Annotated in this window: 25 protein-coding genes; 13 read left to right on the forward strand and 12 right to left on the reverse strand. The window is 63.7% G+C overall.

What is annotated here, in order from left to right; translation table 11 throughout:
- Nucleotides 1-36: 36 nt before the first annotated feature.
- Both CIC12_RS15945 and CIC12_RS15950 read left to right on the forward strand, forming a co-directional pair.
- Nucleotides 37-540, forward strand: coding sequence for a YbhB/YbcL family Raf kinase inhibitor-like protein (locus CIC12_RS15945; RefSeq protein WP_168665043.1), 504 nt, complete (start codon nucleotides 37-39; stop codon nucleotides 538-540).
- 122 nt (nucleotides 541-662) lie between these two features.
- Entirely contained in the window at nucleotides 663-2,105 is a 1,443-nt protein-coding gene (locus CIC12_RS15950) for an MFS transporter (protein WP_168665044.1), read from the forward strand.
- 175 nt (nucleotides 2,106-2,280) lie between these two features.
- On the opposite strand, the gene otsA is transcribed toward CIC12_RS15950, so the two are convergent.
- The 6 genes from otsA to CIC12_RS15980 form a co-directional block, all read right to left on the reverse strand.
- Nucleotides 2,281-3,711 carry an alpha,alpha-trehalose-phosphate synthase (UDP-forming) gene (gene otsA / locus CIC12_RS15955; protein WP_168665046.1) on the reverse strand — a complete coding sequence of 477 codons (1,431 nt, stop codon included), beginning with the start codon at nucleotides 3,709-3,711 and terminating at the stop codon, nucleotides 2,281-2,283.
- Between the two features lie 231 nt (nucleotides 3,712-3,942).
- Nucleotides 3,943-4,155 carry a hypothetical protein gene (locus tag CIC12_RS15960; protein ID WP_168665048.1) on the reverse strand — a complete coding sequence of 71 codons (213 nt, stop codon included), beginning with the start codon at nucleotides 4,153-4,155 and terminating at the stop codon, nucleotides 3,943-3,945.
- Nucleotides 4,156-4,305: 150 nt separating this feature from the next.
- Nucleotides 4,306-4,542, reverse strand: a complete 237-nt coding sequence (locus CIC12_RS33165; protein WP_168665050.1) for a hypothetical protein — start codon at nucleotides 4,540-4,542, stop codon at nucleotides 4,306-4,308.
- A 112-nt stretch (nucleotides 4,543-4,654) separates the two neighbouring features.
- Entirely contained in the window at nucleotides 4,655-6,055 is a 1,401-nt protein-coding gene (locus tag CIC12_RS15970) for a sigma-54-dependent transcriptional regulator (RefSeq protein ID WP_168665052.1), read from the reverse strand.
- A 301-nt stretch (nucleotides 6,056-6,356) separates the two neighbouring features.
- Entirely contained in the window at nucleotides 6,357-6,620 is a 264-nt protein-coding gene (locus CIC12_RS15975) for a hypothetical protein (protein ID WP_168665054.1), read from the reverse strand.
- A 52-nt stretch (nucleotides 6,621-6,672) separates the two neighbouring features.
- Nucleotides 6,673-6,990 (reverse strand): DUF883 family protein, encoded by a 318-nt coding sequence (locus CIC12_RS15980; protein WP_168665055.1) that lies wholly within the window; start codon nucleotides 6,988-6,990, stop codon nucleotides 6,673-6,675.
- 339 nt (nucleotides 6,991-7,329) lie between these two features.
- Here CIC12_RS15980 and CIC12_RS15985 point away from each other — a divergent pair, with 339 nt between their 5' ends.
- From CIC12_RS15985 to CIC12_RS15995, 3 genes are all read left to right on the forward strand, one after another.
- Nucleotides 7,330-8,388, forward strand: coding sequence for a sigma-54 interaction domain-containing protein (locus CIC12_RS15985; protein WP_168665057.1), 1,059 nt, complete (start codon nucleotides 7,330-7,332; stop codon nucleotides 8,386-8,388).
- 351 nt (nucleotides 8,389-8,739) lie between these two features.
- On the forward strand, nucleotides 8,740-9,318 hold the full coding sequence (locus tag CIC12_RS15990; protein WP_168665059.1) for a hypothetical protein: 579 nt from the start codon (nucleotides 8,740-8,742) through the stop codon (nucleotides 9,316-9,318).
- Entirely contained in the window at nucleotides 9,315-9,884 is a 570-nt protein-coding gene (locus CIC12_RS15995; protein ID WP_238812653.1) for a hypothetical protein, read from the forward strand. Before CIC12_RS15990 ends, CIC12_RS15995 begins: the two co-directional genes overlap by 4 nt.
- A gap of 79 nt (nucleotides 9,885-9,963) precedes the next feature.
- Here the strand turns inward: CIC12_RS15995 and CIC12_RS16000 are convergent, their stop codons facing one another.
- Both CIC12_RS16000 and CIC12_RS16005 read right to left on the reverse strand, forming a co-directional pair.
- Complete coding sequence (locus CIC12_RS16000) at nucleotides 9,964-11,310, reverse strand: ABC transporter ATP-binding protein (protein ID WP_168665061.1); 1,347 nt, start codon at nucleotides 11,308-11,310, stop codon at nucleotides 9,964-9,966.
- Between the two features lie 19 nt (nucleotides 11,311-11,329).
- Nucleotides 11,330-13,081 (reverse strand): ABC transporter permease, encoded by a 1,752-nt coding sequence (locus tag CIC12_RS16005; protein WP_168665063.1) that lies wholly within the window; start codon nucleotides 13,079-13,081, stop codon nucleotides 11,330-11,332.
- A 711-nt stretch (nucleotides 13,082-13,792) separates the two neighbouring features.
- On the opposite strand from CIC12_RS16005, the gene CIC12_RS16010 reads away from it, so the two are divergent.
- Both CIC12_RS16010 and CIC12_RS16015 read left to right on the forward strand, forming a co-directional pair.
- Nucleotides 13,793-15,484, forward strand: a complete 1,692-nt coding sequence (locus tag CIC12_RS16010) for a sensor domain-containing diguanylate cyclase (protein ID WP_168665065.1) — start codon at nucleotides 13,793-13,795, stop codon at nucleotides 15,482-15,484.
- Nucleotides 15,485-15,663: 179 nt separating this feature from the next.
- Nucleotides 15,664-15,930: a hypothetical protein gene (locus tag CIC12_RS16015; protein ID WP_168665067.1), complete on the forward strand. Its 267-nt coding sequence runs from the start codon at nucleotides 15,664-15,666 to the stop codon at nucleotides 15,928-15,930.
- Nucleotides 15,931-16,039: 109 nt separating this feature from the next.
- Here the strand turns inward: CIC12_RS16015 and CIC12_RS16020 are convergent, their stop codons facing one another.
- Both CIC12_RS16020 and CIC12_RS16025 read right to left on the reverse strand, forming a co-directional pair.
- Nucleotides 16,040-17,356, reverse strand: coding sequence for an ATP-binding protein (locus tag CIC12_RS16020; RefSeq protein WP_168665068.1), 1,317 nt, complete (start codon nucleotides 17,354-17,356; stop codon nucleotides 16,040-16,042).
- Entirely contained in the window at nucleotides 17,340-18,065 is a 726-nt protein-coding gene (locus CIC12_RS16025; protein ID WP_012432166.1) for a response regulator, read from the reverse strand. Before CIC12_RS16025 ends, CIC12_RS16020 begins: the two co-directional genes overlap by 17 nt.
- A 219-nt stretch (nucleotides 18,066-18,284) precedes the next feature.
- Between CIC12_RS16025 and CIC12_RS16030 the strand changes: the two genes are divergently transcribed.
- Nucleotides 18,285-18,821: a periplasmic heavy metal sensor gene (locus CIC12_RS16030; protein ID WP_168665070.1), complete on the forward strand. Its 537-nt coding sequence runs from the start codon at nucleotides 18,285-18,287 to the stop codon at nucleotides 18,819-18,821.
- 195 nt (nucleotides 18,822-19,016) lie between these two features.
- On the opposite strand, the gene CIC12_RS16035 is transcribed toward CIC12_RS16030, so the two are convergent.
- The gene (locus tag CIC12_RS16035; RefSeq protein WP_168665072.1) at nucleotides 19,017-19,724 is read right to left on the reverse strand and encodes a pirin family protein; all 708 of its coding nucleotides are present in this window, start codon (nucleotides 19,722-19,724) and stop codon (nucleotides 19,017-19,019) included.
- A 698-nt stretch (nucleotides 19,725-20,422) separates the two neighbouring features.
- Here CIC12_RS16035 and CIC12_RS16040 point away from each other — a divergent pair.
- The 5 genes from CIC12_RS16040 (at nucleotide 20,423) to CIC12_RS16060 (ending at nucleotide 25,514) form a co-directional block, all read left to right on the forward strand.
- Nucleotides 20,423-21,199 carry an ABC transporter substrate-binding protein gene (locus CIC12_RS16040; protein WP_168665073.1) on the forward strand — a complete coding sequence of 259 codons (777 nt, stop codon included), beginning with the start codon at nucleotides 20,423-20,425 and terminating at the stop codon, nucleotides 21,197-21,199.
- Between the two features lie 347 nt (nucleotides 21,200-21,546).
- Nucleotides 21,547-22,236 carry an ABC transporter permease gene (locus tag CIC12_RS16045; RefSeq protein ID WP_168665075.1) on the forward strand — a complete coding sequence of 230 codons (690 nt, stop codon included), beginning with the start codon at nucleotides 21,547-21,549 and terminating at the stop codon, nucleotides 22,234-22,236.
- Nucleotides 22,233-22,946, forward strand: coding sequence for an ABC transporter permease (locus CIC12_RS16050; RefSeq protein WP_121316851.1), 714 nt, complete (start codon nucleotides 22,233-22,235; stop codon nucleotides 22,944-22,946). The genes CIC12_RS16045 and CIC12_RS16050 overlap by 4 nt, the downstream gene beginning before the upstream one ends.
- A 48-nt stretch (nucleotides 22,947-22,994) precedes the next feature.
- Entirely contained in the window at nucleotides 22,995-23,774 is a 780-nt protein-coding gene (locus CIC12_RS16055) for an ABC transporter ATP-binding protein (protein ID WP_168665076.1), read from the forward strand.
- Between the two features lie 588 nt (nucleotides 23,775-24,362).
- Entirely contained in the window at nucleotides 24,363-25,514 is a 1,152-nt protein-coding gene (locus tag CIC12_RS16060) for a porin (RefSeq protein WP_168665078.1), read from the forward strand.
- Between the two features lie 255 nt (nucleotides 25,515-25,769).
- Here the strand turns inward: CIC12_RS16060 and glnK are convergent, their stop codons facing one another.
- On the reverse strand, nucleotides 25,770-26,108 hold the full coding sequence (gene glnK, locus CIC12_RS16065; protein WP_168665079.1) for a P-II family nitrogen regulator: 339 nt from the start codon (nucleotides 26,106-26,108) through the stop codon (nucleotides 25,770-25,772).
- Nucleotides 26,109-26,151: the final 43 nt, after the last annotated feature.

A 26,151-nucleotide genomic window follows, 5' to 3' on the forward strand; every position in this document is an offset into this window, starting at 1 on the left:
GACTATCCCAGAACCAATCAACAAGGGAGACACATCATGGCTGATTTCCGTCTCTGGTCCGACGACTTTCCCACCAACGGCTTCATGCCGAAGTCGCACGAATATCACGATAAGGCGTTCGGCGTGGACGGCGAGAACATCTCGCCCGCGTTGCAGTGGGACGCGCCGCCGCCGGACACACAAAGCTTCGCGCTCACCGTGCACGACCCCGACACCCCGACCGGCAGCGGCTTCTGGCACTGGGTCGTGGTGAACATTCCGGGCGACGCCCGCTCGCTGCCGCGCAACGCCGGCAAAGCGGACGGCTCGCTGCTGCCGCAAGGCGCGCTGCAGATGCGCAACGACTACGGCACGGTCGGTTTCGGCGGCGCCGCGCCGCCGCGCGGCGACCGGGCGCATCGCTATATCTTCCGTCTGCATGCGCTGAAGGTGCCGCATCTGCCGATCAACGCCGACACCACCAACGCCGTGGCGCGCTTCATGACCCATCTGAACGAACTCGACTCCACCACCCACACGGGCCTGTACGAACTCAAGTAGCACACGGCACGCGCAGCCGGCTAGCGTTCGCGGCGCCGGCCGGTGCGTTTTACCGGGCACGGCGAGCCGCGCGCGGTTCGCCGGCGGAGCGCCGGGCCATCCCACTACAAATCGAACAATCGATGCACGCACAATCCTCGCGCAACGGCACCTCCTCGCCGAGCGCTGCAGCCGACGCCCCCGCCGCGGCGCCCGAGACCGGCGCCGAACTCGGCCTGCCGCTTCCACAACGCTACTGGGCGATGCTAGTCATCGCGCTCGGGCTCACGCTCGCGGTGCTCGACAGCGCGATCGCCAACGTCGCGCTGCCGACGATCGCGCGCAACCTGCACGCAAGCGCGGCCGGCTCGATCTGGGTCGTCAACGCCTATCAGCTGGCGATCACCATTTCGCTGCTGCCACTCGCCTCGCTCGGCGACCGCATCGGCTACCGGCGCGTCTATCTGAGCGGCCTCGTTCTGTTCACGGTGTCCTCGTTCGGCTGCGCGCTGTCCACCTCGCTGCCGACCCTCGCGTTCGCCCGCGTAATCCAGGGCTTCGGCGCGGCGGGCATCATGAGCGTGAACACCGCGCTGGTGCGCATGATCTATCCGCCCGCGCAGCTCGGCCGCGGCGTCGCGATCAACGCGATGGTGGTCGCGGTGTCGTCGGCGGTCGGGCCGACGGTGGCCTCCGGCGTGCTCGCGGTCGCGTCGTGGCCGTGGCTGTTCGCGATCAATGTGCCGATCGGGATCGCGGCGATCGTGGGCGGCCTCAAGGCGCTGCCGATGAACCCTGGCCACGACTCGCCGTACGACTACCTGAGCGCCGTGATGAACGCGTTCGTGTTCGGCCTGCTGATTTTCGCGGTCGACGGACTCGGCCACGGCGAGCGGTACGGCTATGTCACGGTCGAAGCAATCGGCGCGCTCGTGATTGGTTATTTCTTCGTGCGCCGTCAGTTGACTCAGTCGGCGCCGCTGCTGCCGATCGATCTGCTGAAGATTCCGGTGTTCGCGCTGTCGATCGGCACCTCGGTCTGCTCGTTCTGCGCGCAGATGCTGGCCTTCGTGTCACTGCCGTTTCTGCTGCAGGACACCTTGGGGTTATCGCAAGTCGAAACCGGTCTGCTGATGACGCCGTGGCCCGCGATCATCATTCTCGCGGCGCCGCTTTCCGGCGTGCTGTCGGAGAAGGTGTCGGCGGGCTGGCTGGGCGGCATCGGTCTCGCCGCGCTGGCGCTTGGACTGCTGCTGCTCGCCACGCTCGGCCCGCATCCAGACGCATGGCAGATCTCCTGGCGCATGGCATTGTGCGGCGCTGGCTTCGGCATCTTCCAGTCGCCAAATAACCGCACCATCCTCTCGGCCGCGCCGCGTGAGCGCAGCGGCGGCGCGAGCGGCATGCTCGGCACCGCGCGTCTGACCGGGCAGACGCTCGGTGCGGCACTAGTCGCGCTGATCTTCGGCATTTCGCCGCAAACCGGGCCGATCGTGGCGCTGTACGTGGCGGCGGGCTTCGCGGCGGTCGCTTCGGTGGTCAGCACGCTGCGCGTCATGCAGCCGGGCAGCACGCCAGCCGTTTGACGCAGCTTTTCCCTCACGCATCGCGCACATCGCACACATCGCACGCACAAACAGAAAGAGCGCGGATCAGATGATCCGCGCTCTTCTATTTCGTTCGTTCTCCGATCCTGATTTTAATCCCTTGTGGACGTGACAGCCTGGGCCTCCCTCAAGACCGAAAGAGGCGCCGATCCGGCTACGATGAAGACGCCGTCACGTCAGCGAGCTTTACCGCTTTGGCCGTCACCGAAGAGGCGGTCGCGACGTTGCGCAGATCCGCGAGGAAGGTGTCGCGCCATACCGACAGATTGTTCTCGCGCATCGGCGCCATCATGTCGGCGTGACGCGCCTGGCGCTCGGCGAGCGGCATCGACAGTGCGCGCTCCAGCGCTTCGGCCATCTGCGACAGATCGAACGGATTGACGACCAGCGCGCCGGGCAACTGCTCGGCGGCGCCGGCGAATTGCGATAGCACCAGCACGCCCGGATCGGCCGGGTCCTGTGAGGCGACATACTCTTTCGCCACGAGATTCATGCCGTCGCGCAACGGAGTCACATAGCCCACCTGCGACTGACGGAACAGCGCCATCAGCAGATTGCGCTCGTACTTGCGATTCAGGTACTGGATCGGCGTCCAGTCGAGCTGCGCGAAACGTCCGTTGATGCGGCCCGCTTCGCCCTCCAGCGTCTGACGGATGCGCTGATAGGTCTGCACGTCCGCGCGCGTCGGCGGAGCGATCTGCACGAGCGAGACACGTCCGTGCCAGCCCGGCGCATTCAGCAGCAATCGTTCGAACGCCTGGAAGCGCTCCACCAGCCCCTTCGAATAATCGAGGCGGTCGACGCTCATGATCAGCTTGCGCCCGCGCATGCCGTCGCGCAGGCTGCGTACCGGTTTGCGGTCCGTGAACTGCTCCGCGGCTTTCGCAATGGCGTCCGGATAAATGCCGATCGGATACGCGCCGACTTTGAGGAAGCGGTTATACGCGTGCACCATGCCGTCTTCGCTGGAGGTGCCGTGCTGCCCGCGCTCGATATAGTCGACGAACGACTGGCGATCCGCCTCGGTCTGAAAACCGATCACGTCGTAGCTGCACATCGCCTTGACCAGTTCTTCGTGCGGCGGAATCGTGCGCAGCACTTCCGGCACCGGAAACGGGATATGCAGGAAAAAGCCGATCGGATTCTTCACACCGAGTTCGCGCAGGCAGCGCGCGAACGGCAGCATGTGATAGTCGTGAACCCAGATGATGTCGTCGGGCTTGAGCAACTCCTTGAGCTGCTTCGCGAGCGTCGCATTGACGCGCTGATAGCCCGCGTATTCCTGGCGGTCATAGCGCGAGAGATCGTTGCGATAGTGGAAGGTCGGCCACAGCGTCGCGTTGGAAAAACCGCGGTAATACTGGTCATAGTCACGCTTGGTGAGGCCCACGGTCGCATAGGTCACGTTGCCCTGCTTCTCGATGACCGGGGCGGCCGATTCGCTCACCGTTTCGCCGCTCCAGCCGAACCAGACCCCGCCGGTTTCCTTCAGCGCGTCCAGCACGCCGATCGCCAGCCCGCCTGCTGCGGGACGTCCTTCCTGGATCGGTGCGACACGATTCGATACCACGATCAGTCTGCTCATTGGTTCTCCACCCAGTTCAGTTGTTTCGTTGCATGCGGACATGTGCCGAAAAGGTGCATGCAAGTCGCGTGCCGTTTTTTGATATACGGGAAATAAAGATGTATGCAAATGTGACAGGCAAGACCAAACCCGCGACAAATTCGCACTATGAAGGAGTTTTTTCTGCCTTGCCCGACAAAACTGGAACAACTTTCCAGCCGTCAAAATCGTTCGAAAGGGGTCCGAACGAGCTCACGCATCCTGTTCCGAGCCCAGATCGCGTTGGTAATCCAGCCCTTCTTTGCGCGCGCCGCCCTGGTTGTGCTCGCCGTCGGGCGGCGCGTCGGGCGCCACACGGTTCTGCGCGGCCGGGTCCGGGGACGCCGCCGGCTCGGTCTGGCTACCGCCTGGCCGGGCGTCGCGCTTCGAATGGCGCGCCGAGCGTCGCAATGCGGGATGTCTCATGATCGTTGCCTCCGGAGAAGCGCGCCGCTATCTAACGGCATCCATACAGTCTAGAGGGCGCGAAAGTAAATTGCCGGTAAAAGATGCGCCCGGTTTGTAACAAATACACAAAATTGATACGTCGGACGGGTACGCGGTGTAGCGGACGAGTCAGAGTTGCATTCGCTGCGCGAAGGGGCCGACGGCTTGCGGCGTCTGCGTGGGCTGCGGCGGCGGATCACCGATCGGCGGAGCGACGGGCTCGACCGGTTCAATCGGCTGCGGAGCCGGACTGGGGATAGTGTCAGGCTCGGCCGGGTTGGGCGGTGGCGACGGCGGTTCGATCGGCTCGGGACGGTGAGCGTGCTTCGAAGAGGGAAGCGCGGAAGCGGCGGCGTGGTCGGGCATGTCGGTTATCCTCGTTTTGCGTTCCTTCGGATCGCAGCAAGGCCTGTGCCGTTACGACGCCCTCCCGGCGGGCTGGGCGATGCGGGTGCGAGCGGGCGCGGGGTCGCGCCCGTCAGGCGTCCGCGCCGCCTAGGGCGCGCGATTCGTCGGCGGCATCGCCTTCTTCACGGGCGTCGTTGCCGTACTCGACCAGCCGGTTGTACAGCGTCTTCAGACTGATGCCGAGAATCTCCGCGGCGCGCGTCTTCACCCCGCCGCATTGCTCGAGCGTGGCCAGAATCAGCTGACGGTCCGCCTCGGCGAGCGACGTGCCAAACGGAATCGTGATGGCCGTGCCGGCGGCGGGCTTCGACAGCGTGATCTGCAACGGCACCGTCGCCGTGCTGTCCGAATCCGTGCCCGACATGATGTGCGCGCGCTGCACGTAGTTCTTCAGCTCGCGCACGTTGCCCGGCCACGGATACGACATCAGCATTTCCTTGACGGCGGCAGGGAAGTGCTTCTTCGTGCCGTGGCGCTCGTTGAGTTCGTCGAGGAAAGCCTGCGCGAGCAGTTCGACGTCCTTGCCGCGGTCGCGCAGCGGCGGCAGGCTGATCGGAAACACGTTCAACCGGTGATACAGGTCGAGCCGCAGCTTGCCTTCCAGCACCGCCTGCTCCGGATCGCGGTTGGTGGCCGCGATCAGGCGCACATCGGTTTCGATTTCTTTGGTCGTGCCGACCCGCATGAACATGCCGGTTTCCAGCACGCGCAGCAGTTTCACCTGCAGCTCGATCGGCATCTCGGTGATCTCGTCAAGAAACAGCGTGCCGCCGTTCGCGCGCTCGAAATAGCCCTTGTGCTGCCGGTCCGCGCCGGTGAACGAACCGCGCTCGTGACCGAACATTTCCGATTCGATCAGATTCGGCGAGATCGCCCCGCAGTTCACGGCGAGAAACGCGTGCTTGCGGCGCAAGCTCAGTTCATGCAGCGTCTGCGCGGCGACTTCCTTACCCGTGCCCGACTCGCCCACCAGCATCACAGAGGCCGCGGTCGGGGCGACGCGGCCGATCTGGTCGTAGACCTCCTGCATCGCCGGCGAGTTGCCCAGCATCAGCCCGAAGCGTCCCATGCGACGCAACTCGCCACGCAACGTGCCGATTTCCGCCTTCAGGTCGCCGGCCCGCGGCAAACGCGACAGGATCGCCTTCACGCGCTGCATGTTGATCGGCTTCACCAGGTAGTCGGTGGCACCCATTTTCAGCGCGTTGACCGCCGACTCCACCGTGGCGTGCCCGGTAATGACGATCACCTCCACGCCGGAGCGTGGATCCAGATCTTCGAACAGATCGACCCCGCTGCCATCGGGCAGCTTCAGGTCCGTAAAGACGACGTCCGGCATCTGCCGGACCAGTTGAATGCGCGCTTCGCGCAAATCGCCCGCGGTGGCGGTGGTCAGACCGTCTTCCCCGATGATGGCGGAAAGCGCCTCGCGGGTACCGGCATCGTCATCGACAATCAGTACATGTGGCATCGCGTTTCGAAAACCTGGAAGCGTGGGTAGGGGAGCATGGCAATGCTCATGCTGAAAAGCGGGCCGGCGGCGGCGCACCGTACGCAGCGCGCCCCGGACATGACGAACGCACTGACCTTCCGCACGCGCACCCGCCGGCTACTTCATACAATACTGCAACAATAACCGGGAAATTCCCGATTAGTTTCCGAGTATTGTTGTGTATTTGCCTATTATACGGCTTTATTCAAACAAATTAACAAGTTGCCGGCGCGCGCCGCTGGTCACCGTGAGATGGCGGCGGCACGCGGCGGCCACCCCCTCAACTGCGCGGAAACGGCCACGCCCGGCCATCGCCATTCGTATGCGCCGAGCCGTTCGCTGCATGCGTATCCGGGCTCGCGCCTGTCGTCGTCGGGCTGCCTGCCGGGGTTGCCGGCGTCGCGACGGCGCCGCCCTCGCCTTCCCAGCGGCTCAATTCCCGCGCGGACGGAACGTTGGCCGCGCGCTTGCTCTGCACGTAACGGACCGCCAGAAAGCCGCCCAGCGCCATCAATGCACCGAAGATGCCAATTGGTCGTGCCATCGTGAACTCCTTGTGGTCGTGAAGCGGATAAGGGCCGGACCGCGCTCGCCACTCAGCGCGCGGTCAGGACGCCCAGCAGAAAACCTACGCCCGCCGCAATACCGATCGCGCGCCACGGGTTGTGCCGCACGTAGCGCTCCGTGCTGACGGTGGCCACCCGGTAACGCCGCTGCGCGTTCTGCTGCGCATCGCCCAGCGCGGATTGCAACGTCTCCACATGCGTGCCCAGCCTGTCGCGCAGCGCGCCCACGCCCTCGCCAGGGACGTTCGCGGCGAGCCGCAACATTTCCTCCGAGTCCTTCAGCAGCACCCGCAGATCCTCGACAATCTTCTGGCCACCGAGTGCAAGTTGTTGCGTGGTGTCAGTCATCATTCACTCCTCGTCTAGATTCGGCGTTCACGTGAGCTTCCGGGGGCATCGAGGGGCGTCGCAGCCTCAGTCGAGCTTCGTCGCGGAAAAGCACACGCGTGTCGGGCGAACGACGCAAATGGTGTGCCCGGTAAATCCGGCTTTCCATGGCGCCCTGCTAGTCGCATCACGCACATTCGACCGATCGCGCGCGAATGTCCATCACACAGCGTCAGTTAGATTGCCGGAAACCGCGTCGAAGTGGTTAAATCGACTTCTGCGAGCTATCGGCTGGACCGGTCTGTCTCGCGTCCAAGGCCTGCGCGCCGTAACAACACACTCATTTGCACAGGACCGTCTATGGCGTCAATCGATCTGGACTCGCCCACCGTCTCCGCCGGCGGCAATGCTTCGGCACAGGCGAAGCAGCGCGTCGCGGACGGCGTCGCGGGACTGAAATCGTACGGGCTGCTGTACGGCTCGTCACCGATCATGCTGGATCTGTACGAGCAGATCGAGCGCGTCGCCAGCACCGACGCGACCGCGCTGATCATCGGTGAATCCGGTACCGGCAAGGAACTGATCGCCCGCACGATTCACGATCAAAGCAGCCGCAAGGACGCCGCGTTCGTCGCCGTGAACTGCGGCGCAATTCCCGACGAACTCATCGAAGCCGAGCTGTTCGGCCACGAAAAAGGCAGCTTCACCGGCGCGGTCCAGGGCCGCGTCGGCTACTTCGAACACGCGAACGGCGGCACGCTGTTCCTCGACGAAATTACCGAAATGGCGCCGGTGCGCCAGGTCAAACTGCTGCGCGCGCTCGAAACGGGCACCTTCTACCGGGTCGGCGGCACCGACCTGATCAGCGGCAACGTACGCGTGATCGCCGCCACCAATCGCGACCCCGCGGTGGCTGTGAAGGAAAACGGCTTGCGCGAAGACCTCATGTACCGGCTCGCGGTGTTCCCTTTGCGCGCGCCCCCACTGCGCGAGCGCGACGGCGACCGCGAACTGCTCGCGCAACACTTTCTCGTGCAATTGAATCAGCAGGAAGGTACGAGCAAGAGCTTCAGCAAACGGTCGATCGAAACGCTGCGTACCTGGTCGTGGCCGGGCAACGTGCGCGAATTGAAGAACGCGGTGTACCGCGCGTTCATTCTGGCAGAGAAGACGGTCGAGTTGCCGCATCCGCATCTCGCGTCACGGGTTAAAAAAGCCGTCACGCAGGGCGACGCGATGAACGTGTGGATCGGCACGCCGCTCGCCGATGCGCAAAAGCAGATCATCCTCGGTACGCTCAAGTATTGCGGCGGCGACAAGCGGCGCGCGGCCAAAGCGCTCGGCGTGAGTCTGAAAACGCTGTACAACCGCCTGAGCGCATACGGCGACGAAGGCGCGGAAGAAGAAGCCGAACAGTAAGCGTTTTGCAAGACGAGCCCCCGCGCAAAACTGAACCAACTGCCTTGCCCTGGTGTTCACGCGACCCCTCGCGTGAGCATCTCTCCGCTATCCCGATGAGGTGGATTCACCTGGCGAAACCGCCGCTTCGCATTGCTTCTTGCATTGCTTCGCATTACCAGGCAAATGTTGGTTTCCTTCACCAGAAACCGGTTTGGTCTGCACCATGTTTTGCAATTTCTTGCACTTTGCCACTGCCAATTACAAAACGCATCCTGCAAAATGCGGCAGCGTATTGGAACGACGTGCCTTTCATTCGCGCGCTCGCTTCTTGCGCGAATGAAAGGCACTTGCACGAGCAGGGACAGGGAAATGCAAAAAAACAGGGTGTGGGCCGGCAGGGCAAAAACGACGGCCAGATGCGCACGTCAGCGTGCAACGGCGCTCGTCGCATTCGCGCTCGTTGCGTCGTCGGCATTGAGCGGCTGTAGCTCGCTTTACTCCGAAGGTGCGGTGGCAGGCGCCGGTATCGCGGGCGCGGCGGTCGCGACCAAAGTCACCAGCAACGCGGCGGTCGCCACCGGCATCGGCCTCGGCGCAGTCGCCGCGGCCCGCGCCGGCGTGCAGTACTCGGAGCGCGTGGTCCATCGGAATACGCAGGACAGCATCGCCAGAGTGGCCGGCCCGCTCGAGGTCGGCGCCGTCGCGCCATGGAGCGTGACCCACTCGTTCCCGATCGAAGACGATCAGCACGGGCGCGTCACCGTCAGCCGCGCGATCAGCACGGGCGCGCTCGATTGCAAGGAAATCGTCTTCTCCGTCGACGAGACCGCCACCAAAAACGTCCCCGCGAGCAGCGCGTTTTTTGTCGCGTCGGTCTGCCGTGACGGCGAGAACTGGAAGTGGGCGTCGGCCGAACCCGCCACCGAACGCTGGGGCGCGCTGCAATGAAGACGCTCTCGCTTCGCGTCTCGCGCGCGGCGGCTCGCGCACGTGTCGCGCGATTGTCCGGCAACCGTCTGCGGCTGATCGCGGCCGGCGCGCTCTGCGTCGGCGCAAGCCTGCTGACGAGCGGCTGTTCGTCCGTCGGCGCCGCGAGCGGTGCGGCGGCCGGCGTCGCGTCGGGTCTCGTGACCTCGAACCCGGCCGTCGCGATCGGCGTCGGTATCGCCGTGCAGGCCGCGACGGACGAAGTCGTCGGCCGCTACATGCGCAGCATGCACAAGGACCAGCAGGACCTGATCGCCGCGTTGGCGGGCGCGATGCCGGTCGGCGAGACGCGGCCCTGGTCGGTCAAGCACATGCTGCCCATCGAGAACGGGCACGGCGAGGTGCGCGTGACGCGTGCGTTCGGTTCGGCGCTCGCGCTGTGCAAGGAGTTCGTGTTCTCGGTGAAGGACGGCGACGCGCCGAACGCGCCGGAAGCCTGGTTCACGGCGAGCGCTTGCCAGCAGGACAAAGGCTGGAAGTGGGCTTCGGCGGAGCCGGCGGTCGAACGCTGGGGCAATCTGCAATAAAAAAGCGGCGGGGTCTCCCCTGCCGCTTTCGCATGAACCGCCTTCCCTGTCTGTCTGAATCAGCCAGACCTGCTACGCCTCAAGACTCCACATCTTCCAGACTGAAGATTTCGGTCTGGTCGTTGTACGAGAAGATCTCGCCATAACGGCCCCAGTTGATCACCGCGTCGAGCGTCTCTTCCGCCGCGCTGTCCGACAGAAAATCTTCCAGCTCCTGCTCGAAGCGCACGCGCGGCGCGCGATGCCCCGGGCGCTCGTTCAACACCTTCTTGATCCGGGCGGCAAGCGGCACGTGCCGCAGCAAATGCTCGGCGAACATCATCTTGCGTTCCTGGGTGCCGAATTCGGAGAATACGCGCGCGGGCGGCGTCAGGAAAATATCGCCCTCGCGCACGTCGGCAAAACCGAGGTGCTGCAGCACTTCGGCCACCGGGAACAGATCGTCCACCTCCAGATGCAGCGAGCGCGCGATTTCCGGCATGTCCGCGCGGCCGTGATAGGGAGCTGCGGCCAGCGTCTCGATCAGACCGGCCATCAGGTTGGTCGACACATGCGGCAACCAGCTGTGCAGCTCCAGCCCCTTCTTGGTCTTTTCGTCGGTCTGACGCGCGGTCATCTTCGCGTAGATCTCGTCGACCAGCCGGCGGAACGCCGGGTCCAGCCGGTTGCGCGGATGCTTGAACGGCACCTTGATCTCGGCGATCACGCGCCCCGGATTCGACGACAGCACCAGAATCCGGTCGCACATGAACACCGCTTCCTCGATGTTGTGCGTGACGATCAGCACCGCCTTGATCGGCATGCGGCCTTGCGTCCACAGATCGAGCAGGTCAGTACGCAACGTTTCGGCGGTCAGCACGTCGAGCGCGGAGAACGGCTCGTCCATCAGCAGCAGCGTGGGGTCGACCACCAGCGCGCGCGCAAAGCCGACGCGCTGCCGCATGCCGCCCGACAACTCGCGCGGATACGCGTTTTCGAAACCGTCCAGACCGATCAGGTCGATCGCGGCCAATGCGCGCGTGCGCCGCTCGGCGGCGCCGACGCCTTGCGCTTCGAGACCCGCTTCCACGTTCTGCAGCACGGTCAGCCACGGGAATAGCGCGAAGGTCTGAAACACCATCGCGACGCCCTTCGCCGGGCCGTCGAGCGGCTTGCCCATATACGTGACTTCGCCGTCGGTCGGTTCGATCAGACCGGCGATGATACGCAGCAGCGTCGACTTGCCCGAGCCCGAACGGCCCAGCAATCCGACGATCTCGCCTTCGCGCAACGACAGGTTCGCGTCGTCGAGCACGAGCAGCTCGCCCTGCGTCTTGTTGAAACCGCGGCACACGTCCTTGACACGCAGGATCTCTTCGCCGAGGCGCGGCGGCTTCGGCGGCGTCTGGATCGGCGCGGCGGTCATAGCAGCTTTGGGATTTTGCATCGCGTTATGCCTTCATATCTCAATCGAGCCGGAGCTTGGCTTCGGCGTAGGCGTACATCGGACGCCACAGCAGGCGGTTGAACAGCGTCACGAACAGGGACATCACGGCGATGCCCACGATGATCTTCGGATAGTCGCCCGCCGCGGTGGTCTGCGCGATGTACGCACCCAGCCCGTGAGCGGCCACCTTCGTATCGCCCCACTGGACGAATTCGGCCACGATGCTCGCGTTCCACGCGCCGCCCGACGCAGTGATCGCACCGGTCACGTAATAAGGGAAGATGCCCGGCAGCATCGCCTGACGCCACCACTGCCAGCCGCGGATGTGGAAATTCTTGGCCGCCTCGCGGTAGTCGTTCGGATAGGAACTCGCGCCAGCGATCACGTTGAAAAGGATATACCACTGCGTGCCGAGCACGATCAACGGCGACAGCCAGATGTCCGGGTTCAGATGGAAGCGCACGATCACGATCACGAACACCGGGAACAGCAGGTTCGCCGGGAACGCCGCGAGGAACTGCGCGAGCGGCTGGATCTTTTCCGCCAGCGCCGGGCGCAGGCCGATCAGCACGCCGACCGGCACCCAGATCACCGAGGCGATCGCGATCAGCACCACCACGCGCAGCAGCGTGATGAGCCCGAGCACGAGCACGTGGCCGACCTCTTCGAGCGTCACGCCGGTGCGCACGTAGAGGAACACACGGTACACCACGTAGACGGTAGCGATCAGCACGAACGCCGCCCACAGCGTGTCGCCGAGCTTCGAACTCTTCTCGCGCTGCGGAATCTGGAAGCGCGGCGCGCTGAACGCCGGCAACTGGAACCGCACCCGCGCGGCCTTTGCGAACATCCAGCCGAGCGGCACCAGCAGGCGGTGAATCAGGCGCGTACGGCGAATCAGGTCGAGCAGCCAGGATTCCGGCGCGTCGCCCGAGCTGGTGGTTTCCATGCGGAACTTGTCGGCCCACGCGACGAGCGGACGGAACAGGAACTGGTCGTACGCGAGGATCACGACCGTCATTGCGAGGATCACCCAGCCGATCGCATGCAGGTTCTTCTCCGAGATCGCCTGCGCCAGAAACGCGCCGATGCCCGGCAGCGTGATCGTGTTGTTGCCGACCGTGATCGCTTCGGAGGCGACCACGAAAAACCAGCCGCCCGACATCGACATCATCATGTTCCAGATGAGGCCCGGCATCGAGAACGGCACTTCGAGCTTCCAGAAGCGCTGCCACGAAGTCAGATGAAAACCGCGCGACACTTCGTCCAGATCGCGCGGCACCGTGCGCAGCGACTGATAGAAGCTGAATGTCATGTTCCACGCCTGGCTCGTGAAGATCGCGAAGATCGCCGCGAGTTCGGCGCCGAGCACGCGGCCCGGAAACAGCGCGAGGAAGAACGTGACCGTAAACGAAATGTAGCCGAGCACCGGCACGGACTGCAGGATGTCCAGAATCGGCACCAGCACGAGGCCGGCGCGGCGGCTCTTGGCCGCGAGCGTGCCGTAGACCAGCGTGAAGATCAGCGAGGCGACCATCGCCGCGAGCATGCGCAGCGTGGTGCGCATCGCGTACTCGGGCAGGTTCGCCGGATCGAGCGTGATCGCCTGGGTCTTGAGCGTCGACATCGGCGCAAGGGTTTCGTGAAAGCCGATCGCCGCCATCGCGATCATGCAGATGATCAGCGGGAAGGCGACGAAGTCCCAGCGATTGGGCAGCACCCGCCATGCCGACGCATTGGCGGTGCGCTTCAGGTTAAAACTGAAATCCATCAGATGCCCTCCCCTTCGATGCAGGCACTGGTTCGCTCGAAGGAGGCCGCGGCTTCGGCGCGGTGGTCTGAAGATCGGTCCGGAAAGCGGAAATCATGCATGGCAAAACGCGTGTGCGCGGTAAATCGTTAGCGTTGGAGACACGTGGGCCGGTAACGGACGTGTCATGGACAAGCCGTCCAGGACCACCCCATCACGCCGGACTCCTGTCGCCGCAGGCGCCGCCCGAAGGCTGGCGAGCTTTCCTTGTTTTGGACGGCACGACACTACACCATCCTTTGTTTCAGGCACAACCTTTCACGGCAAATCGCGATGAATCGCCACCGGACCCCGCCACGCCGGCCTTCGCCGGCGCCGCGGCACGTTGGCGCGAACCGTCGATCGTGGTGCGTGAGCCACATCGCCGCTCATCGCGGCAACGCCGGCTACGCGGCGAATCGCCCAGAAGATCCACGCAGCCATCAAGAATCCGGCTCGCGTGCCGTTAAGAGCCGGACGGCCTTCGCTCATGCACTTCGCATTCCCGCAATAACGGTGGCGTCTGGCCCCATGCCGGTTAAAATCAGGAAACGACGCGCATGTTTGTCTGCGCGCGGTTTATCCCGGGCCGCAGCGGCGGCGCGGCAGCCGCTTCCTAAGGGTCGACACAGCGCCTGCGCGCTGCCACGAATGAGCTAGTTGCATGTCACAGCCAGACGGATCAGAGGGTCGATGAACAGGACAACCTTGCGCCAGGTAACCGGGCCGGTCAGCTTCGTGCTGATCGTACTGGTTTGCTGGTTTGTGGCCGGCATGGTCGCGGACCGGATGGTACAGCAAGAGCTGGACGCGGCGCTGCGCGCGCAGCGGCAAATGTCCGCGTCGATCGTCGACAACATGGCCGAGGTGATTGCCAGCGACCTCGCCATGTCCCGCGCCATCCCCGCAACCATGGCCGAAATGGACGTGGTCCAGCGCGCCCTGGTGCAATCCCAGAATTATGCCGCGAACAGCGAGGCGGCGGAACCCGCCCTGCGCGCCGCGCTGCTAAAAGATGCGCAAATGACCACGGTCAGCCGCTTCCTGCACGACGCACAAGGTTTCTCCGGGCTCGACCAGATCTGGCTCGTGAACGCCAACGGCATCTGCGTGGCGTCGAGCAACTCGATTGACAACCCGCTCGCGGCGGAGCACTCGTTCGTCGGCGTCGACATGCGCATGCGCGGCTATCTGACGAGCGCGCTGCTCGGCGCGTTCTCGGAAGCCTATGGCGTCGGCCGCACGAGCGGCGAGCCGGGCATCTTCATCGCCGCGCCGGTTTATGCGGAGGGGTTGCTGGTCGGGGTGGTCGTCGCCAAAGTGGGGATCGCGCGGCTGCGCCACTGGGTTGCGCACGCGGGCACCTTCGTCGCCGACGACAACGGCGTCATCATCATGGCGCACAACAGCGAACTCGAAGGCCATACGCTGCCGAACTCGCGCGTCACGCAAATGAGCCCTGCCGAGCGCAGGCTCGTCTACCACCGTGAAACTTTCCCCGGCATGCAGATTCGCGTCGACACCCAGGTGCGCGAACAGGCGCCGTGGGTGCCCGCGGCGGTCGCCGGTCAGTTGTTCGGCATGAGCGAACAGCGGATCCCGGCGCTGTATCAGGATCGTGTCGGTCTGAATTCGGGGCTCTCCGCGCATCTGGTCGACCCGCTCGCAGCGTGGCCGGAACTGCTGCGCAATCACAAGCGCGACCATCTGCTGGTGTTTCTGACGCTGGCCGGCACGGTCGCGCTGGCGTGGGTAATCACCGTGTCGTATGTGCGCGAGCGGCGTCACCATCGCGCCACGCGCGACCTCGCCGAGCAGTTGCAGGCGGCCAATACGCTGCTGTCGGCCGAAGCGCGCCACGACGTGTTGACCGGCGCGCTGTCGCGGCGCTACTTCCTCGACCTGCTGCGCCACGAGATCGAACGCGCGCATGCGAACAACGAGCCGCTGTGCATGGCGATCGCCGACCTCGATCACTTCAAGCAGATCAACGACCGCTTCGGCCATGCCGCCGGCGACCGCGCGCTCGAACATTTCGTTGACACCTGCCGTGCCGAACTGCGCGGCGCCGACGCGGTCGGCCGGCTCGGCGGCGAAGAGTTCGGCTTGCTGCTACCGGCCACCGGCCTCGCCAGCGGCCGCGACGTCGTGGAACGCTTGCGCCTGCGTCTGAAAGCGGCGCCCTCGCCGAAGCTGCCGCCCTCGGTGGGGTTGAGCGTGAGCATCGGCATCACCGAACTCTCGCCGGACGATCTGCCCGAGCGCCTCATGAGCCGTGCCGACACCGCGCTCTATGCCGCGAAAACCGGCGGCCGCGACCGCACCGAAGCGCTGCCGCCCGACGACACCGCACCACCCGCACGCACGGTAGCGAACGTCTGGTAAGGCGCCCGCTGGCGCCGTTCTCGTGCCCTCCCCGCGCCCTTCTCGCCTGCCGCTCCCGCGCGCCGATAGATGCTTCAGGTGACATAGCGCACGCGCACAGCGCGAGGCTTTCCGCAACGAAGCAGGTATGATCGACCCTGACATCGAGGTTGACGCTACCGCTTTAACGGGAGATTCGCATGAAGGGAAATTTGATCATCGTCTGTCGCGATCAGGATGCTGACGCGTTCGATCATCTGCTGGCTGAATACGGTGCGTTCCAGACGCGTCTGTCGTCTACCGCGTGGTACCTGAAGCTGGCCGTCGCGCCGGAGCTCATTCAGGAAGAGATCCTCGCGCGTCTTGGCAAATACACGACGCACTACATTTTCGAAGCCGAAACGGTGACATGGAACACGGTGGACAGCGACGCGGCGAATGCATTGAACACGCTGTTCTCGGACTAGTACCCGCTTACCCGCCCCGCCTGCGAACGTTGCGTCCGGAGTTCATCAATCCGACTATCAATACGGTGCAGACGCATCGCGTCCGCACCGCCTGGCATTGACCAGACAACTACCACGCGCTTTCCGAAGCCGCGGCCACACGCGGCAACACCTCGAACGGAAAGCTCATTAAAACCCGCAAGCCACGGCCACCGTGGTTGCCGATCTCCCACTCCCCGCCCGCACGCCGCACCAGCCGCTCGACGATCGCGAGCCCGAGTCCGCTATGGCCGTTGCCGCCGCGCGCCGGGTCGAGCCGCACGAACGGCCGGCTCGCGTTGATCAGATCCTGAGCGGCGATGCCGCTGCCGTTGTCGCTCACCGACAGCGTGAAGCCTTGCGCCGTGCGCGCGGTGGCGACGGTGACTGGCGGCGCGCCATACGCGTGCGCGTTGTCGAGCAGGTTCGACAGAATCCGATCGAGTGTGGCGGCGGGCAGCAGGAACGCCGGCCCCGCGTTCAGTTCGGTCAGCACGCTGGGCGCACCGGCGGCCACCGCGCGATAGCTGCGCACGACCCGCTCGCACTGCGCGTCCACTTCGACGGCTTCGCTGCGATCGGCGCCGTCATGCGCGAACACCAGAAACTGTTCCACGATATGCGTCATCGAATCGACGTCGCGCACCACGCCGTCGCGCATCTTCACCTCGTCCATCATTTCGGCGCGCAACCGCAAACGCGCCAGCGGCGTTTTCAGATCGTGCGCGACCCCCGCCAGCATCACCGCGCGGTCGTTCTCTGTGCGCGCCACTTCCTGAACCATCTGATTGAAGCCGTGCGTGAGCTGCCGCAATTCGCGCGGACCGCGCTCCGGCACCGGCGGCACCGGCAGGCCGCGGCCGAAGCGCGCCACCGCCTGGGCCAGCGAGCGCAGCGGCTGCTGCAACGCCCAGGCGGCGAACAGCGCCGCCATCACTGCGAACGAGAAGATGATGACGAGCCACAGGACCGTACGGTCGAGCGAGCGCGGCATGCGCAACGGCTGCATGGGCACGACGATCCAGCTGTGATCGTTGGCCGCGCGCACCCATAGCGTGGGCGGACGGCCCGGCATGCCGACCCGCACCTGGGTATCGGAAGGCATGCGCTCACGCACGTCCTCGACGAAACGTTCGAGCGGCGGCGGCATCTCCGTACTCTCGGGCGGCACGTCCGGGCTCGCCGGGTCAACGAGTTTAACGCGCGACGGCAACGGCTGATCCGGCGTACGGGCGACGTGCTGGCGCACCGCGTCGACGAGGAAGGTCGCTTCCTCGACCGCGTAACGCGTTTGCAGTTGCGAGCGTTCGAGCCGCATCAGCGCGTACCACGCGAAGTGCGACAGCAACAGCACCGCGACGACTAGCAGCGCGAGTCGTCCGAACAGCGAATCAATGGGCCGGCGCATGTTGCTCGCCGTCGGGCACGAACACGTAACCACGCCCGCGCACAGTCTGAATGAAGCGCGGCGTGGACGGATCAGTTTCGAGGATACGGCGCAGGCGCCACACCTGCACGTCGATGCCGCGGTCGGTGCCGTCGTATTCGGGACCATGCAGCAGCTCGAGCAGGCGCTCACGCGTGAGCGTGCGCATTGGGTGATTGACGAAGATCTTGAGCAACGCAAACTCGCTGCCGGACAGCGTGAGCGGCTTGTCTTCCAGATGCAGCGTGCGCGACTGGAAATCGAGCGTGAAACGCCCGAAGTTGAACGGCTCGCGCTGTTCCGGCGCCGCCGCCGACGGCAACGTACGGCGCCGCCGCAGCACCGCCTGCACGCGCGCGAGCAACTCGCGCGGATTGAACGGCTTGCCGAGGTAGTCGTCCGCGCCGAGTTCGAGGCCGACGATCCGGTCCACGTCGTCCGCGCGCGCCGTGAGCATGATCACGGGAATGTCGTCGCCCGACGCGCGCAGCTTGCGCAGCGCCGTGAGCCCGTCGACACCGGGCATCATCAGGTCCAGCACGATGAGATCGGGACGTTCGCGTTCGAGCCTGCGCTCGAGGGAGCCCGCGTCGTGCAGCACCGACACTTCAATGCCCTGGCGGGCCAGATAGTCGCGCAGCAGGTCGCGCAATTCGACGTCGTCGTCGACAACAAGTATTTGAGTAGCCATGGAATGAAGTTTAACGCGCAGCAGGAAGGGTTTTCGTTAACCGATGACCCTCAAGGGTTACCGGGTGTTACCGTGAAAGGCGCACGTAATGGTCGGTAATAGGCGCATCAAGCCACGTAACACAGCGATCGGCGAGCTTCTCTACGCTGTGCCTTACCGAATGCAGGCAGTCCCCATGACCGGTTGCATCGTCGGCTATTCCATTACAAGGAGCCTTATATGTCCATCAAAAAGATGTCGCGCGTTCTCGCCGTTGCCGCCACCGCCCTCGCTATCGGCACGGGTGCCGCCTTTGCCGCGCAACCCGCCACGCCGGACGGCCGCGGTGGTCCCGGCGGCTGGCATGGCCACTTCATGAAGCAGCTGACGCAACTGCACGACCAGTTGAAACTGAACGCGGATCAGGAAAAACAATGGCAAACCGCGCTCGACACGATGAAGCAGGGCCACGAAGCGATGCGCGCCAATCACGAGCAGATCAAGAGCCAGTTCAAGGCTGCGCAGCAACAGCCGATCCTGGATCTGAACGCGATGGCCGCCGCGCATCAGCACGTCGAGCAGAAGGACGCGCAACTGCGTCAGCAAACCACCGACGCATGGCTCAAGTTCTATAACGGCTTGAACGATCAGCAGAAGACCACCGTCAGCACGGCGCTGAAGCAGCGCTTCGCGAAGATGGAATCGCGTCACGAGAAGATGCGCGATCGCTGGGAACATCACAAGGGCGCGGCGTCTGCGCCGGCCGCGAATCAGTAAGCGGCGCGACGGAGCAGCAAGGCGGGCTTGTGCGCCCGTCTTGCTCCGGTCGATGCAAATAGAGACGCCACGAAAATATCCGTGGCGTTTTTGCGTGGTGCTGCTGACTCCTGTTTTGCGAAGGCAAGCTCGTTGCACTTTCATTCACTAGCGCCACGAAGACCCGCCGAACGATCCGTTGATCAGCCGCTCAACTCAGTTAAGTTGACCGAGATCAAACAGCAGCACTTCGGCGTTCTCGCCGTTGTCGAGCGTCACCGTAGCGGTTTCGCTGAGCTTTGCGGCATCGCCTGCCTTAAGCGCCTGGCCGTTCACCGTCAGCGCACCGCGCGCCACGTGCACGTACGCAAGACGTCCCTCCGGCAACGCGAACGTGGCCGCTTCCGCACCGTCGATCAAACCCGCATAGATCGATGCATCCGCGTGAATCGTCACCGAGCCGTCACGGCCATCGGGCGACGCGACCACACGCAGACGGCCGCGCTTGTCGGCGGCGTCGAAATGCTTTTCCTCATAGCCCGGCTGGTCGCCCGCGCGCTTCGGAATCACCCATATCTGCAACAGATGCGCGGGCTCGTCCTGCGATGCGTTGAACTCGCTGTGCTGCACGCCGGTGCCCGCGCTCATGCGCTGCACGTCGCCGGGACGAATGGTCGAGCCATTGCCCATGCTGTCGCGATGGGCGAGCGCGCCTTCGAGCACATACGTGACGATCTCCATGTCGCGATGGCCGTGCGTGCCGAAACCCTCGCCGCCAGCGATGCGGTCTTCGTTGATCACGCGCAGCGGGCCGAAATGCACGTGCTGCGGGTCGCGATAGTCGGCAAACGAGAAGCTGTGATACGAGTCGAGCCAGCCGTGGTTGGCGTGGCCGCGCTCTTCAGAACGGCGAATCTCGATCATGGAAATACTCCCGGTTAGTCAATAGCGATGACGAGAATGTAGGGGCAGCGCGGCCGCCGGACAATCCGGCGCGAGTGCACCGGATCGTTCCATAAATTCGTGCAATCGGGCGCAGGCTTGGTGGGTGGACGTTCCGGCCACGACTGCGATGCTGGCGAACCGCCCTCGCCGCGAAACCACGAAGCCGCGAAGCCACGCCAGACCGGCAAACCTCGCGCAAATCCCATACGCGAGCCGACACCCGACCGGCGCAAACGCCATCCGCACAGGAACTCCATCCACGCGGGGCCAAACCTGCACAAAACCTGCCTGCGCGAAAAGGACCGCGCCACCACCACGCTCGCTCCGACTGGACGAACCGCCTCGCCACGTCGCGCGTGCACAACGCAACAAAGGCCAGTTAGCCGTCATCGGCGTCCCGGCCTGACGCCTCGCCTCGGTTCGGGTAAAATACCGCGCTTTTCAAGATGCGTGGGCGCCCCAGTGCGCCAGCGGACCCGGCACGGTTGGCCATGAGGCGCTCGCGGCAGGCTTCAGGTTCGCGCCGGGTTTCCTCGACGCATCGAAAATGCCGCCCGCCAGAGCGCAGCAGCATCCCGCGCGGCGCAACAATTTTGACCGCCTAGAATAGCGACGGCCGGCCCAGCGCCGGCGGTCGCCGGGTCACCCCACGACGATCAGTTTGATCCAGGAGAAACATGAAGAAGTTCGCACTGTGCGTGGCGCTTGCGCTCATGGCCACCGGCGCAATGGCGAAAGAGTGGAAGACCGTGCGCATCGGCGCGGACGCCAGCTACCCGCCGTTCGAATCGAAGGCGCCGAGCGGTGAGGTGGTCGGCTTCGACGTCGATCTGACCCGCGCGCTGTGCGCGAAGATGAACGTGAAGTGCGTTTGGGTCGAACAGGATCTCGACGGCATCATTCCCGCACTGAAGGCCCGCAAGTTCGACGCGATCGTGTCGTCGTTGACCGTCACGGACAAGCGCCGCGAACAGATCGACTTCTCCGACAAGCTGTTCGACGCCCCGGCCCGCATGATCGCCAAGGCTGGCTCGCCGCTCCTGCCCACGGTCGAGTCGCTGAAGGGCAAACGCGTCGGCGTCGAGCAGGGTTCGACCCAGGAAGCCTATGCCAAGGTCTGGTGGGAGCCCAAGGGCGTGATCGTGGTGCCTTACCAGAATCAGGATCAGGTGTACGCCGATCTCGGCTCGGGCCGTCTCGACGCCGCGCTGCAGGACGAAATCCAGGCCGACGCCGGCTTCCTGAAGACGCCGCGCGGCAAAGGCTTCGGCTGGGCCGGTCCGGCGGTGCAGGATCCGAAGACGATCGGCGACGGCACGGCCATCGGGCTGCGCAAGACCGACGCCGATCTGAAGGCGATGTTCAACAAAGCGCTGGCGCAGATCCACCAGGACGGCACCTTCAAGAAGCTCGAAAAGCAGTACTTCGAATTCGACATCTACCCGGGGCATTAAGCCGGGTCGCCGGGCCGGTTGCCGCGCAAGCGGCCCGCCGCGGGTAGCAGGCAGCACAATAGAAGCAGCAGGCGGCATCCGCGAGACTCGGGGCGCGCCCGCATGGGCTTTCCTGGGGCTTCGTACTAGAGTCGGAAAGTCAGTCGGTCCGCAGTAGATTCAAACAGTTTCGAGACAAGTTTCCCAAAAAGCGCGCTGCAAGGCCGGCAACGTCCATGCAGTCATGATTTGCACAGCGGTGCGCTGTGCGCCGCAGGTCACAGCGAGCATCCGGCTCGCGGCAAACGCGGCGCAGAGTTGGCCGCGTCTTTCGCGGTGCGTCGCAAACGCATTGTCAAGGACCCCATATGTTCCTTCAAGGCTACGGCCCGCTGCTTCTCAACGGCACATGGCAAACCGTCAAACTGGCGGTGTTGTCGCTCGTGTTCGCCTTCGTGCTGGGCCTGCTCGGCGCGGCGGCGAAACTGTCGAAGAACCGCCTCTCGTACGGCGTCGGCACGGTGTACACGACGCTCGTGCGCGGCGTGCCCGACCTCGTGCTGATGCTGCTGCTGTTCTATAGCATCCAGATCTGGCTGAACGACCTGACCGACGTGCTCGGCTGGGACCAGATCGACATCGATCCGTTCGTGGCGGGCGTCGCGGTGCTCGGCTTCATCTACGGCGCGTACTTCACGGAGACCTTCCGCGGCGCGTTTCTGGCGGTGCCGCGCGGCCAGCTGGAAGCGGGCTCGGCCTACGGCATGACGAGCTGGCAGGTCTTCCGGCGCGTGATGTTCCCGCAGATGATGCGCTTCGCGCTGCCCGGCATCGGCAATAACTGGCAGGTAATGGTCAAGGCCACCGCGCTCGTGTCGATCATCGGTCTCGCGGACGTCGTCAAAGCTTCGCAGGATGCCGGCAAGGGCACGCTGCGGTTCTTCTTCTTCACTTTGCTCGCAGGGGCGATCTACCTCGCCATCACCACCGTGTCCAACTTCGTGCTGATGTACCTCGAAAAGCGTTACTCGACCGGCGTGCGAAAGGCGGATCTATGATCGCGATCATTCAGGAATACTGGCGCAACTATCTCTTCACCGACGGCTACCGCTTCACCGGCCTCGCGATCACGTTGTGGCTGCTGGTAGTGTCGATTGGTTTGGGCTTCTGTCTGTCCATTCCGCTCGCGGTCGCGCGGGTGTCGAAGAAGAAGTGGCTCGCCGGCCTCGTGTGGCTGTACACGTATATCTTTCGCGGCACGCCGCTCTACGTGCAGCTGCTGCTCTGCTACACCGGCCTGTACAGCCTCGAAATCATCCGCAATAACGAGCTGACCAACGCGTTCTTCCGCGATGGCATGCATTGCACGCTGCTCGCCTTCACGCTGAATACCTGCGCGTACACCACCGAGATTTTCGCCGGCGCGATCAAGGCGACGCCGTATGGCGAGATCGAAGCGGCGCGCGCGTACGGGATGTCGTCGTTCACGCTGTACCGGCGCGTGATTCTGCCGTCGGCGCTGCGCCGCGCGCTGCCCTACTACAGCAACGAAGTGATTCTGATGCTGCACGCCACCACGGTCGCCTTCACCGCGACGGTGCCGGACATCCTCAAGATCGCCCGCGACGTGAACTCCGCGACTTATCAGTCGTTCAACGCGTTCGGCATCGCCGCACTGCTCTATCTGTGTATTTCTTTCGCGCTCGTGTGGCTGTTCCGCCGCGCCGAGCGCCGCTGGCTCGCTTACCTGCGGCCGCAAGGCAAGTAAAACCGGGCACCACCGTGCCCCTGGCAAGTAAGCTCGTCAAGGATCCTGATGAACACCAAGAAGCAAAAGCTCTTCGTCGACGAGCTTCACAAGCAGTACGGCGATAACGAAGTTCTCAAAGGCGTGTCGCTCAAGGCCAACGCCGGCGACGTGATCAGCGTCATCGGCTCGTCCGGCTCGGGCAAGAGCACGATGCTCCGCTGCATCAACTTTCTCGAACAGCCGAACTCGGGGCGCATCTTCGTCGACGGCGAGGAAGTGCGCACGCAGATCGGCAAGGCCGGCGCACTGCGCGTGTCGGACCCGAAGCAGCTGCAGCGCGTGCGCACCAAGCTGTCTATGGTGTTCCAGCACTTCAACCTGTGGTCGCACATGAACGTGCTCGAGAACATCATCGAGGCGCCGGTCAATGTGCTCGGGTTAAAGCGCAAGGACGCCGAAGAGCGCGCCCGCGAGTATCTGGAGAAGGTCGGCCTCGCACCGCGTCTGGAAAAACAGTATCCGTCGCATCTGTCGGGCGGCCAGCAGCAGCGTGTCGCGATCGCGCGCGCACTGGCGATGCATCCCGACGTGATGCTGTTCGACGAACCGACCTCGGCGCTCGACCCGGAACTGGTCGGCGAAGTACTGAAGGTCATGCAGACGCTCGCCGAGGAAGGCCGTACGATGATCGTCGTGACCCATGAAATGGCATTCGCGCGCAACGTGTCGAATCACGTGGTGTTTCTGCATCAGGGCCGCGTCGAAGAAGAAGGCCATCCGGACGAGGTATTCAAAAACACGAAAAGCGAACGCCTCAAACAGTTCCTCTCGGGAAGTCTCAAATAGTGACCGCTCAAAGCCCGATAGTTGGGCTTTAACCGCATCAGTATTACAAGGCGCTTACGAGCGCCTTTTTTACTTTTCTTCGCGCATTCTTGCTGCAATGGCCGCGAAACACCCTTCGCAGCGGGCTCGCCCCTTGCCAGACCGCCCTACTCTGCCACTTTAAAAGCGTCAATAGTGGCAATCCTTAATCTTGTCCGCGCCGAACCGTGATTCCCTTATCGGATAAGGGTTTGCACGCTTTTCCCGGCCCGCGCAACGAGTCATTGCACACATTCTTATTGCAATTTGGAGACACCACCAAATGCCGGTACTAATTTCTTCTCCCAGTCCAGGGTATTTTTGATAAATTAGTAACCAAAGTAGCAAAACAAAGTTGATTAAAAGTAGTTTCACTTCAAAGCACAGAGGAGAACCGGTCGGCGAGGGATCGGCATGACGAGCAGATAGCCCGAAGGCTACACGTCACGGCAGGAGACCCAATCCACCCGCTAATCTCCCTGGTACCACCGATTTCTGTTCGGCACGGCTCGTGTCCGAACACCATTCGCAGTACTGGGTTTCATTTTTTGACAGGGTATGGAGGAGAAGATGAAGAAAGCTTTGCTCGCCGCTGCGCTGATGTCGGCCGGGGTTGTCGCACACGCTCAAAGCAGCGTCACGCTGTATGGCCGCCTTGATGCGGGCATCGAATACATGTCGGGTGTTCCGTCCGGTGCCAATGTCAACGGCGCGGCAACCCAGAGCAACAGCCGCTGGAAAGCAGAAAGCGGCGACTGGGGTACCAGCCTGTGGGGTTTGAAGGGTGTTGAGGACATCGGTGGCGGCAACAAGGTCCTCTTCCAGTTGGAAGGCTCGTTCAACACGATGACGGGCGCAGGCCCTGGCGGCGGCGGTCTCTTCAATCGTTGGGCAACCGTCGGTCTGGCAAACGATCAATACGGTACGTTCACGATGGGCCGCATGCTCTTCATCTCGAACGGCGTGTGGGACTTCGACCCGTTCGGTCAGTCGAACTGGTCGTCGGCATCGCTGGTGCGTGGCCGCAACTGGCCGCAATCGAGCAACAACTTCGCGTACCAGTCGCCGAAAATCGCAGGCTTTGACTTCTACGGTCAATACGCACTGTCGAACGCAACGAACTGGAACGGCAACGGTACGACCGCACAAGGTCGCGAAGCCGGCGCACAGATCACGTACACGAACTCGCTGTTCCAGATCCGCGGCATGTACGACGAAATCCGCAACCCGGCTAACGGTAACCTGTACGGCCCGCAAGTCGGCACGATCAACACGGGCAACGCGGGCGGTGGCGTGTTCTCGGCATCGCGCGAATACTCGGCGATGTTCAACATCTTCCTCGGCCAGTTCAAGATTCAGGGCGCTTACCAGGCAGTCCGTTCGGCAGGTGCAACTGGCGTTCTGCCGGGCCAGCCGACCACCCTCGATCACGAATGGGGCGGTGTGACGTGGCAAGCAACGCCGGCTGCAGCGCTGATTGCTGCGGTCTACCACGTGAACGGCAACAATGGCGCAGGCAATGCGACGATCTACACGGTCGGCGGTTCGTATAACCTGTCCAAGCGCACGTTGCTCGACCTCCAGGTTGCATCGGTGCGTAACAGCAGCAACGCGAACTTCGGTTTGAATGCGAACAACCCGGGTCTCTCGGCCGCAACGGATAACCCGCTGCCGGGTCGCGCACAAACCGGCGTGTACGCAGGTATTCAACACTCGTTCTAAACGAACGAAGCGCCCCGAAAGAAATTCCTTCGGGGCGCATTCAAGAGTTCTTCAAGAGAATCTTTTTCACGCTGCTGCGAGAGGCGCGTATCGGTGCAATATCCGCAAGGGTATTGCACCGTTTTTTATTTGCGCGCGCGGTTTTGCCGTGGTCCCGACGCACCGGCTCGGTGCGTGCGTGGATCAGAGAGGGGCAAGACCGGCGTTTGCTACCTTGCTCTTCGATACGCGATTTTGCGAAGCCGGACGCCTGCGTCAGACCGCCGCTTCGTTTTCTTCGCCCGTACGGATACGGATCACGCGCTCTACATCCGCGACGAAAATCTTGCCGTCGCCGATCTTGCCGGTGCGCGCCGCACCGATGATCGCGTCGATGACCTGGTCGCACTGATTGTCTGCGACCACCACTTCGATCTTCACCTTCGGCAGAAAATCGACCACGTACTCTGCACCACGATAGAGCTCGGTGTGGCCTTTCTGCCGGCCGAAGCCCTTGACCTCGGTCACGGTCAGCCCCGTGAGGCCGACTTCAGCAAGCGCCTCGCGCACTTCGTCGAGTTTGAACGGTTTGATGATTGCAGTGATGCGCTTCATGGCGGACCTCGTCTCGTGATTGGAAGAGTGAAAAGGAAATGGA

This window comes from Paraburkholderia sp. SG-MS1, from assembly GCF_012275575.1.
Taxonomy (GTDB): domain Bacteria; phylum Pseudomonadota; class Gammaproteobacteria; order Burkholderiales; family Burkholderiaceae; genus Paraburkholderia.

What these genes read in the sequence shown, in the direction of transcription:
- CIC12_RS15945 (WP_168665043.1), top strand. Translation starts at nt 37, where the DNA reads ATGGCTGATTTCCGTCTCTGGTCCGACGACTTTCCCACCAACGGCTTC.
- CIC12_RS15950 (WP_168665044.1), top strand. Translation starts at nt 663, where the DNA reads ATGCACGCACAATCCTCGCGCAACGGCACCTCCTCGCCGAGCGCTGCA.
- otsA (WP_168665046.1), bottom strand. Translation starts at nt 3,711, where the DNA reads ATGAGCAGACTGATCGTGGTATCGAATCGTGTCGCACCGATCCAGGAA.
- CIC12_RS15960 (WP_168665048.1), bottom strand. Translation starts at nt 4,155, where the DNA reads ATGAGACATCCCGCATTGCGACGCTCGGCGCGCCATTCGAAGCGCGAC.
- CIC12_RS33165 (WP_168665050.1), bottom strand. Translation starts at nt 4,542, where the DNA reads ATGCCCGACCACGCCGCCGCTTCCGCGCTTCCCTCTTCGAAGCACGCT.
- CIC12_RS15970 (WP_168665052.1), bottom strand. Translation starts at nt 6,055, where the DNA reads ATGCCACATGTACTGATTGTCGATGACGATGCCGGTACCCGCGAGGCG.
- CIC12_RS15975 (WP_168665054.1), bottom strand. Translation starts at nt 6,620, where the DNA reads ATGGCACGACCAATTGGCATCTTCGGTGCATTGATGGCGCTGGGCGGC.
- CIC12_RS15980 (WP_168665055.1), bottom strand. Translation starts at nt 6,990, where the DNA reads ATGACTGACACCACGCAACAACTTGCACTCGGTGGCCAGAAGATTGTC.
- CIC12_RS15985 (WP_168665057.1), top strand. Translation starts at nt 7,330, where the DNA reads ATGGCGTCAATCGATCTGGACTCGCCCACCGTCTCCGCCGGCGGCAAT.
- CIC12_RS15990 (WP_168665059.1), top strand. Translation starts at nt 8,740, where the DNA reads ATGCAAAAAAACAGGGTGTGGGCCGGCAGGGCAAAAACGACGGCCAGA.
- CIC12_RS15995 (WP_238812653.1), top strand. Translation starts at nt 9,315, where the DNA reads ATGAAGACGCTCTCGCTTCGCGTCTCGCGCGCGGCGGCTCGCGCACGT.
- CIC12_RS16000 (WP_168665061.1), bottom strand. Translation starts at nt 11,310, where the DNA reads ATGCAAAATCCCAAAGCTGCTATGACCGCCGCGCCGATCCAGACGCCG.
- CIC12_RS16005 (WP_168665063.1), bottom strand. Translation starts at nt 13,081, where the DNA reads ATGGATTTCAGTTTTAACCTGAAGCGCACCGCCAATGCGTCGGCATGG.
- CIC12_RS16010 (WP_168665065.1), top strand. Translation starts at nt 13,793, where the DNA reads ATGAACAGGACAACCTTGCGCCAGGTAACCGGGCCGGTCAGCTTCGTG.
- CIC12_RS16015 (WP_168665067.1), top strand. Translation starts at nt 15,664, where the DNA reads ATGAAGGGAAATTTGATCATCGTCTGTCGCGATCAGGATGCTGACGCG.
- CIC12_RS16020 (WP_168665068.1), bottom strand. Translation starts at nt 17,356, where the DNA reads ATGCGCCGGCCCATTGATTCGCTGTTCGGACGACTCGCGCTGCTAGTC.
- CIC12_RS16025 (WP_012432166.1), bottom strand. Translation starts at nt 18,065, where the DNA reads ATGGCTACTCAAATACTTGTTGTCGACGACGACGTCGAATTGCGCGAC.
- CIC12_RS16030 (WP_168665070.1), top strand. Translation starts at nt 18,285, where the DNA reads ATGTCCATCAAAAAGATGTCGCGCGTTCTCGCCGTTGCCGCCACCGCC.
- CIC12_RS16035 (WP_168665072.1), bottom strand. Translation starts at nt 19,724, where the DNA reads ATGATCGAGATTCGCCGTTCTGAAGAGCGCGGCCACGCCAACCACGGC.
- CIC12_RS16040 (WP_168665073.1), top strand. Translation starts at nt 20,423, where the DNA reads ATGAAGAAGTTCGCACTGTGCGTGGCGCTTGCGCTCATGGCCACCGGC.
- CIC12_RS16045 (WP_168665075.1), top strand. Translation starts at nt 21,547, where the DNA reads ATGTTCCTTCAAGGCTACGGCCCGCTGCTTCTCAACGGCACATGGCAA.
- CIC12_RS16050 (WP_121316851.1), top strand. Translation starts at nt 22,233, where the DNA reads ATGATCGCGATCATTCAGGAATACTGGCGCAACTATCTCTTCACCGAC.
- CIC12_RS16055 (WP_168665076.1), top strand. Translation starts at nt 22,995, where the DNA reads ATGAACACCAAGAAGCAAAAGCTCTTCGTCGACGAGCTTCACAAGCAG.
- CIC12_RS16060 (WP_168665078.1), top strand. Translation starts at nt 24,363, where the DNA reads ATGAAGAAAGCTTTGCTCGCCGCTGCGCTGATGTCGGCCGGGGTTGTC.
- glnK (WP_168665079.1), bottom strand. Translation starts at nt 26,108, where the DNA reads ATGAAGCGCATCACTGCAATCATCAAACCGTTCAAACTCGACGAAGTG.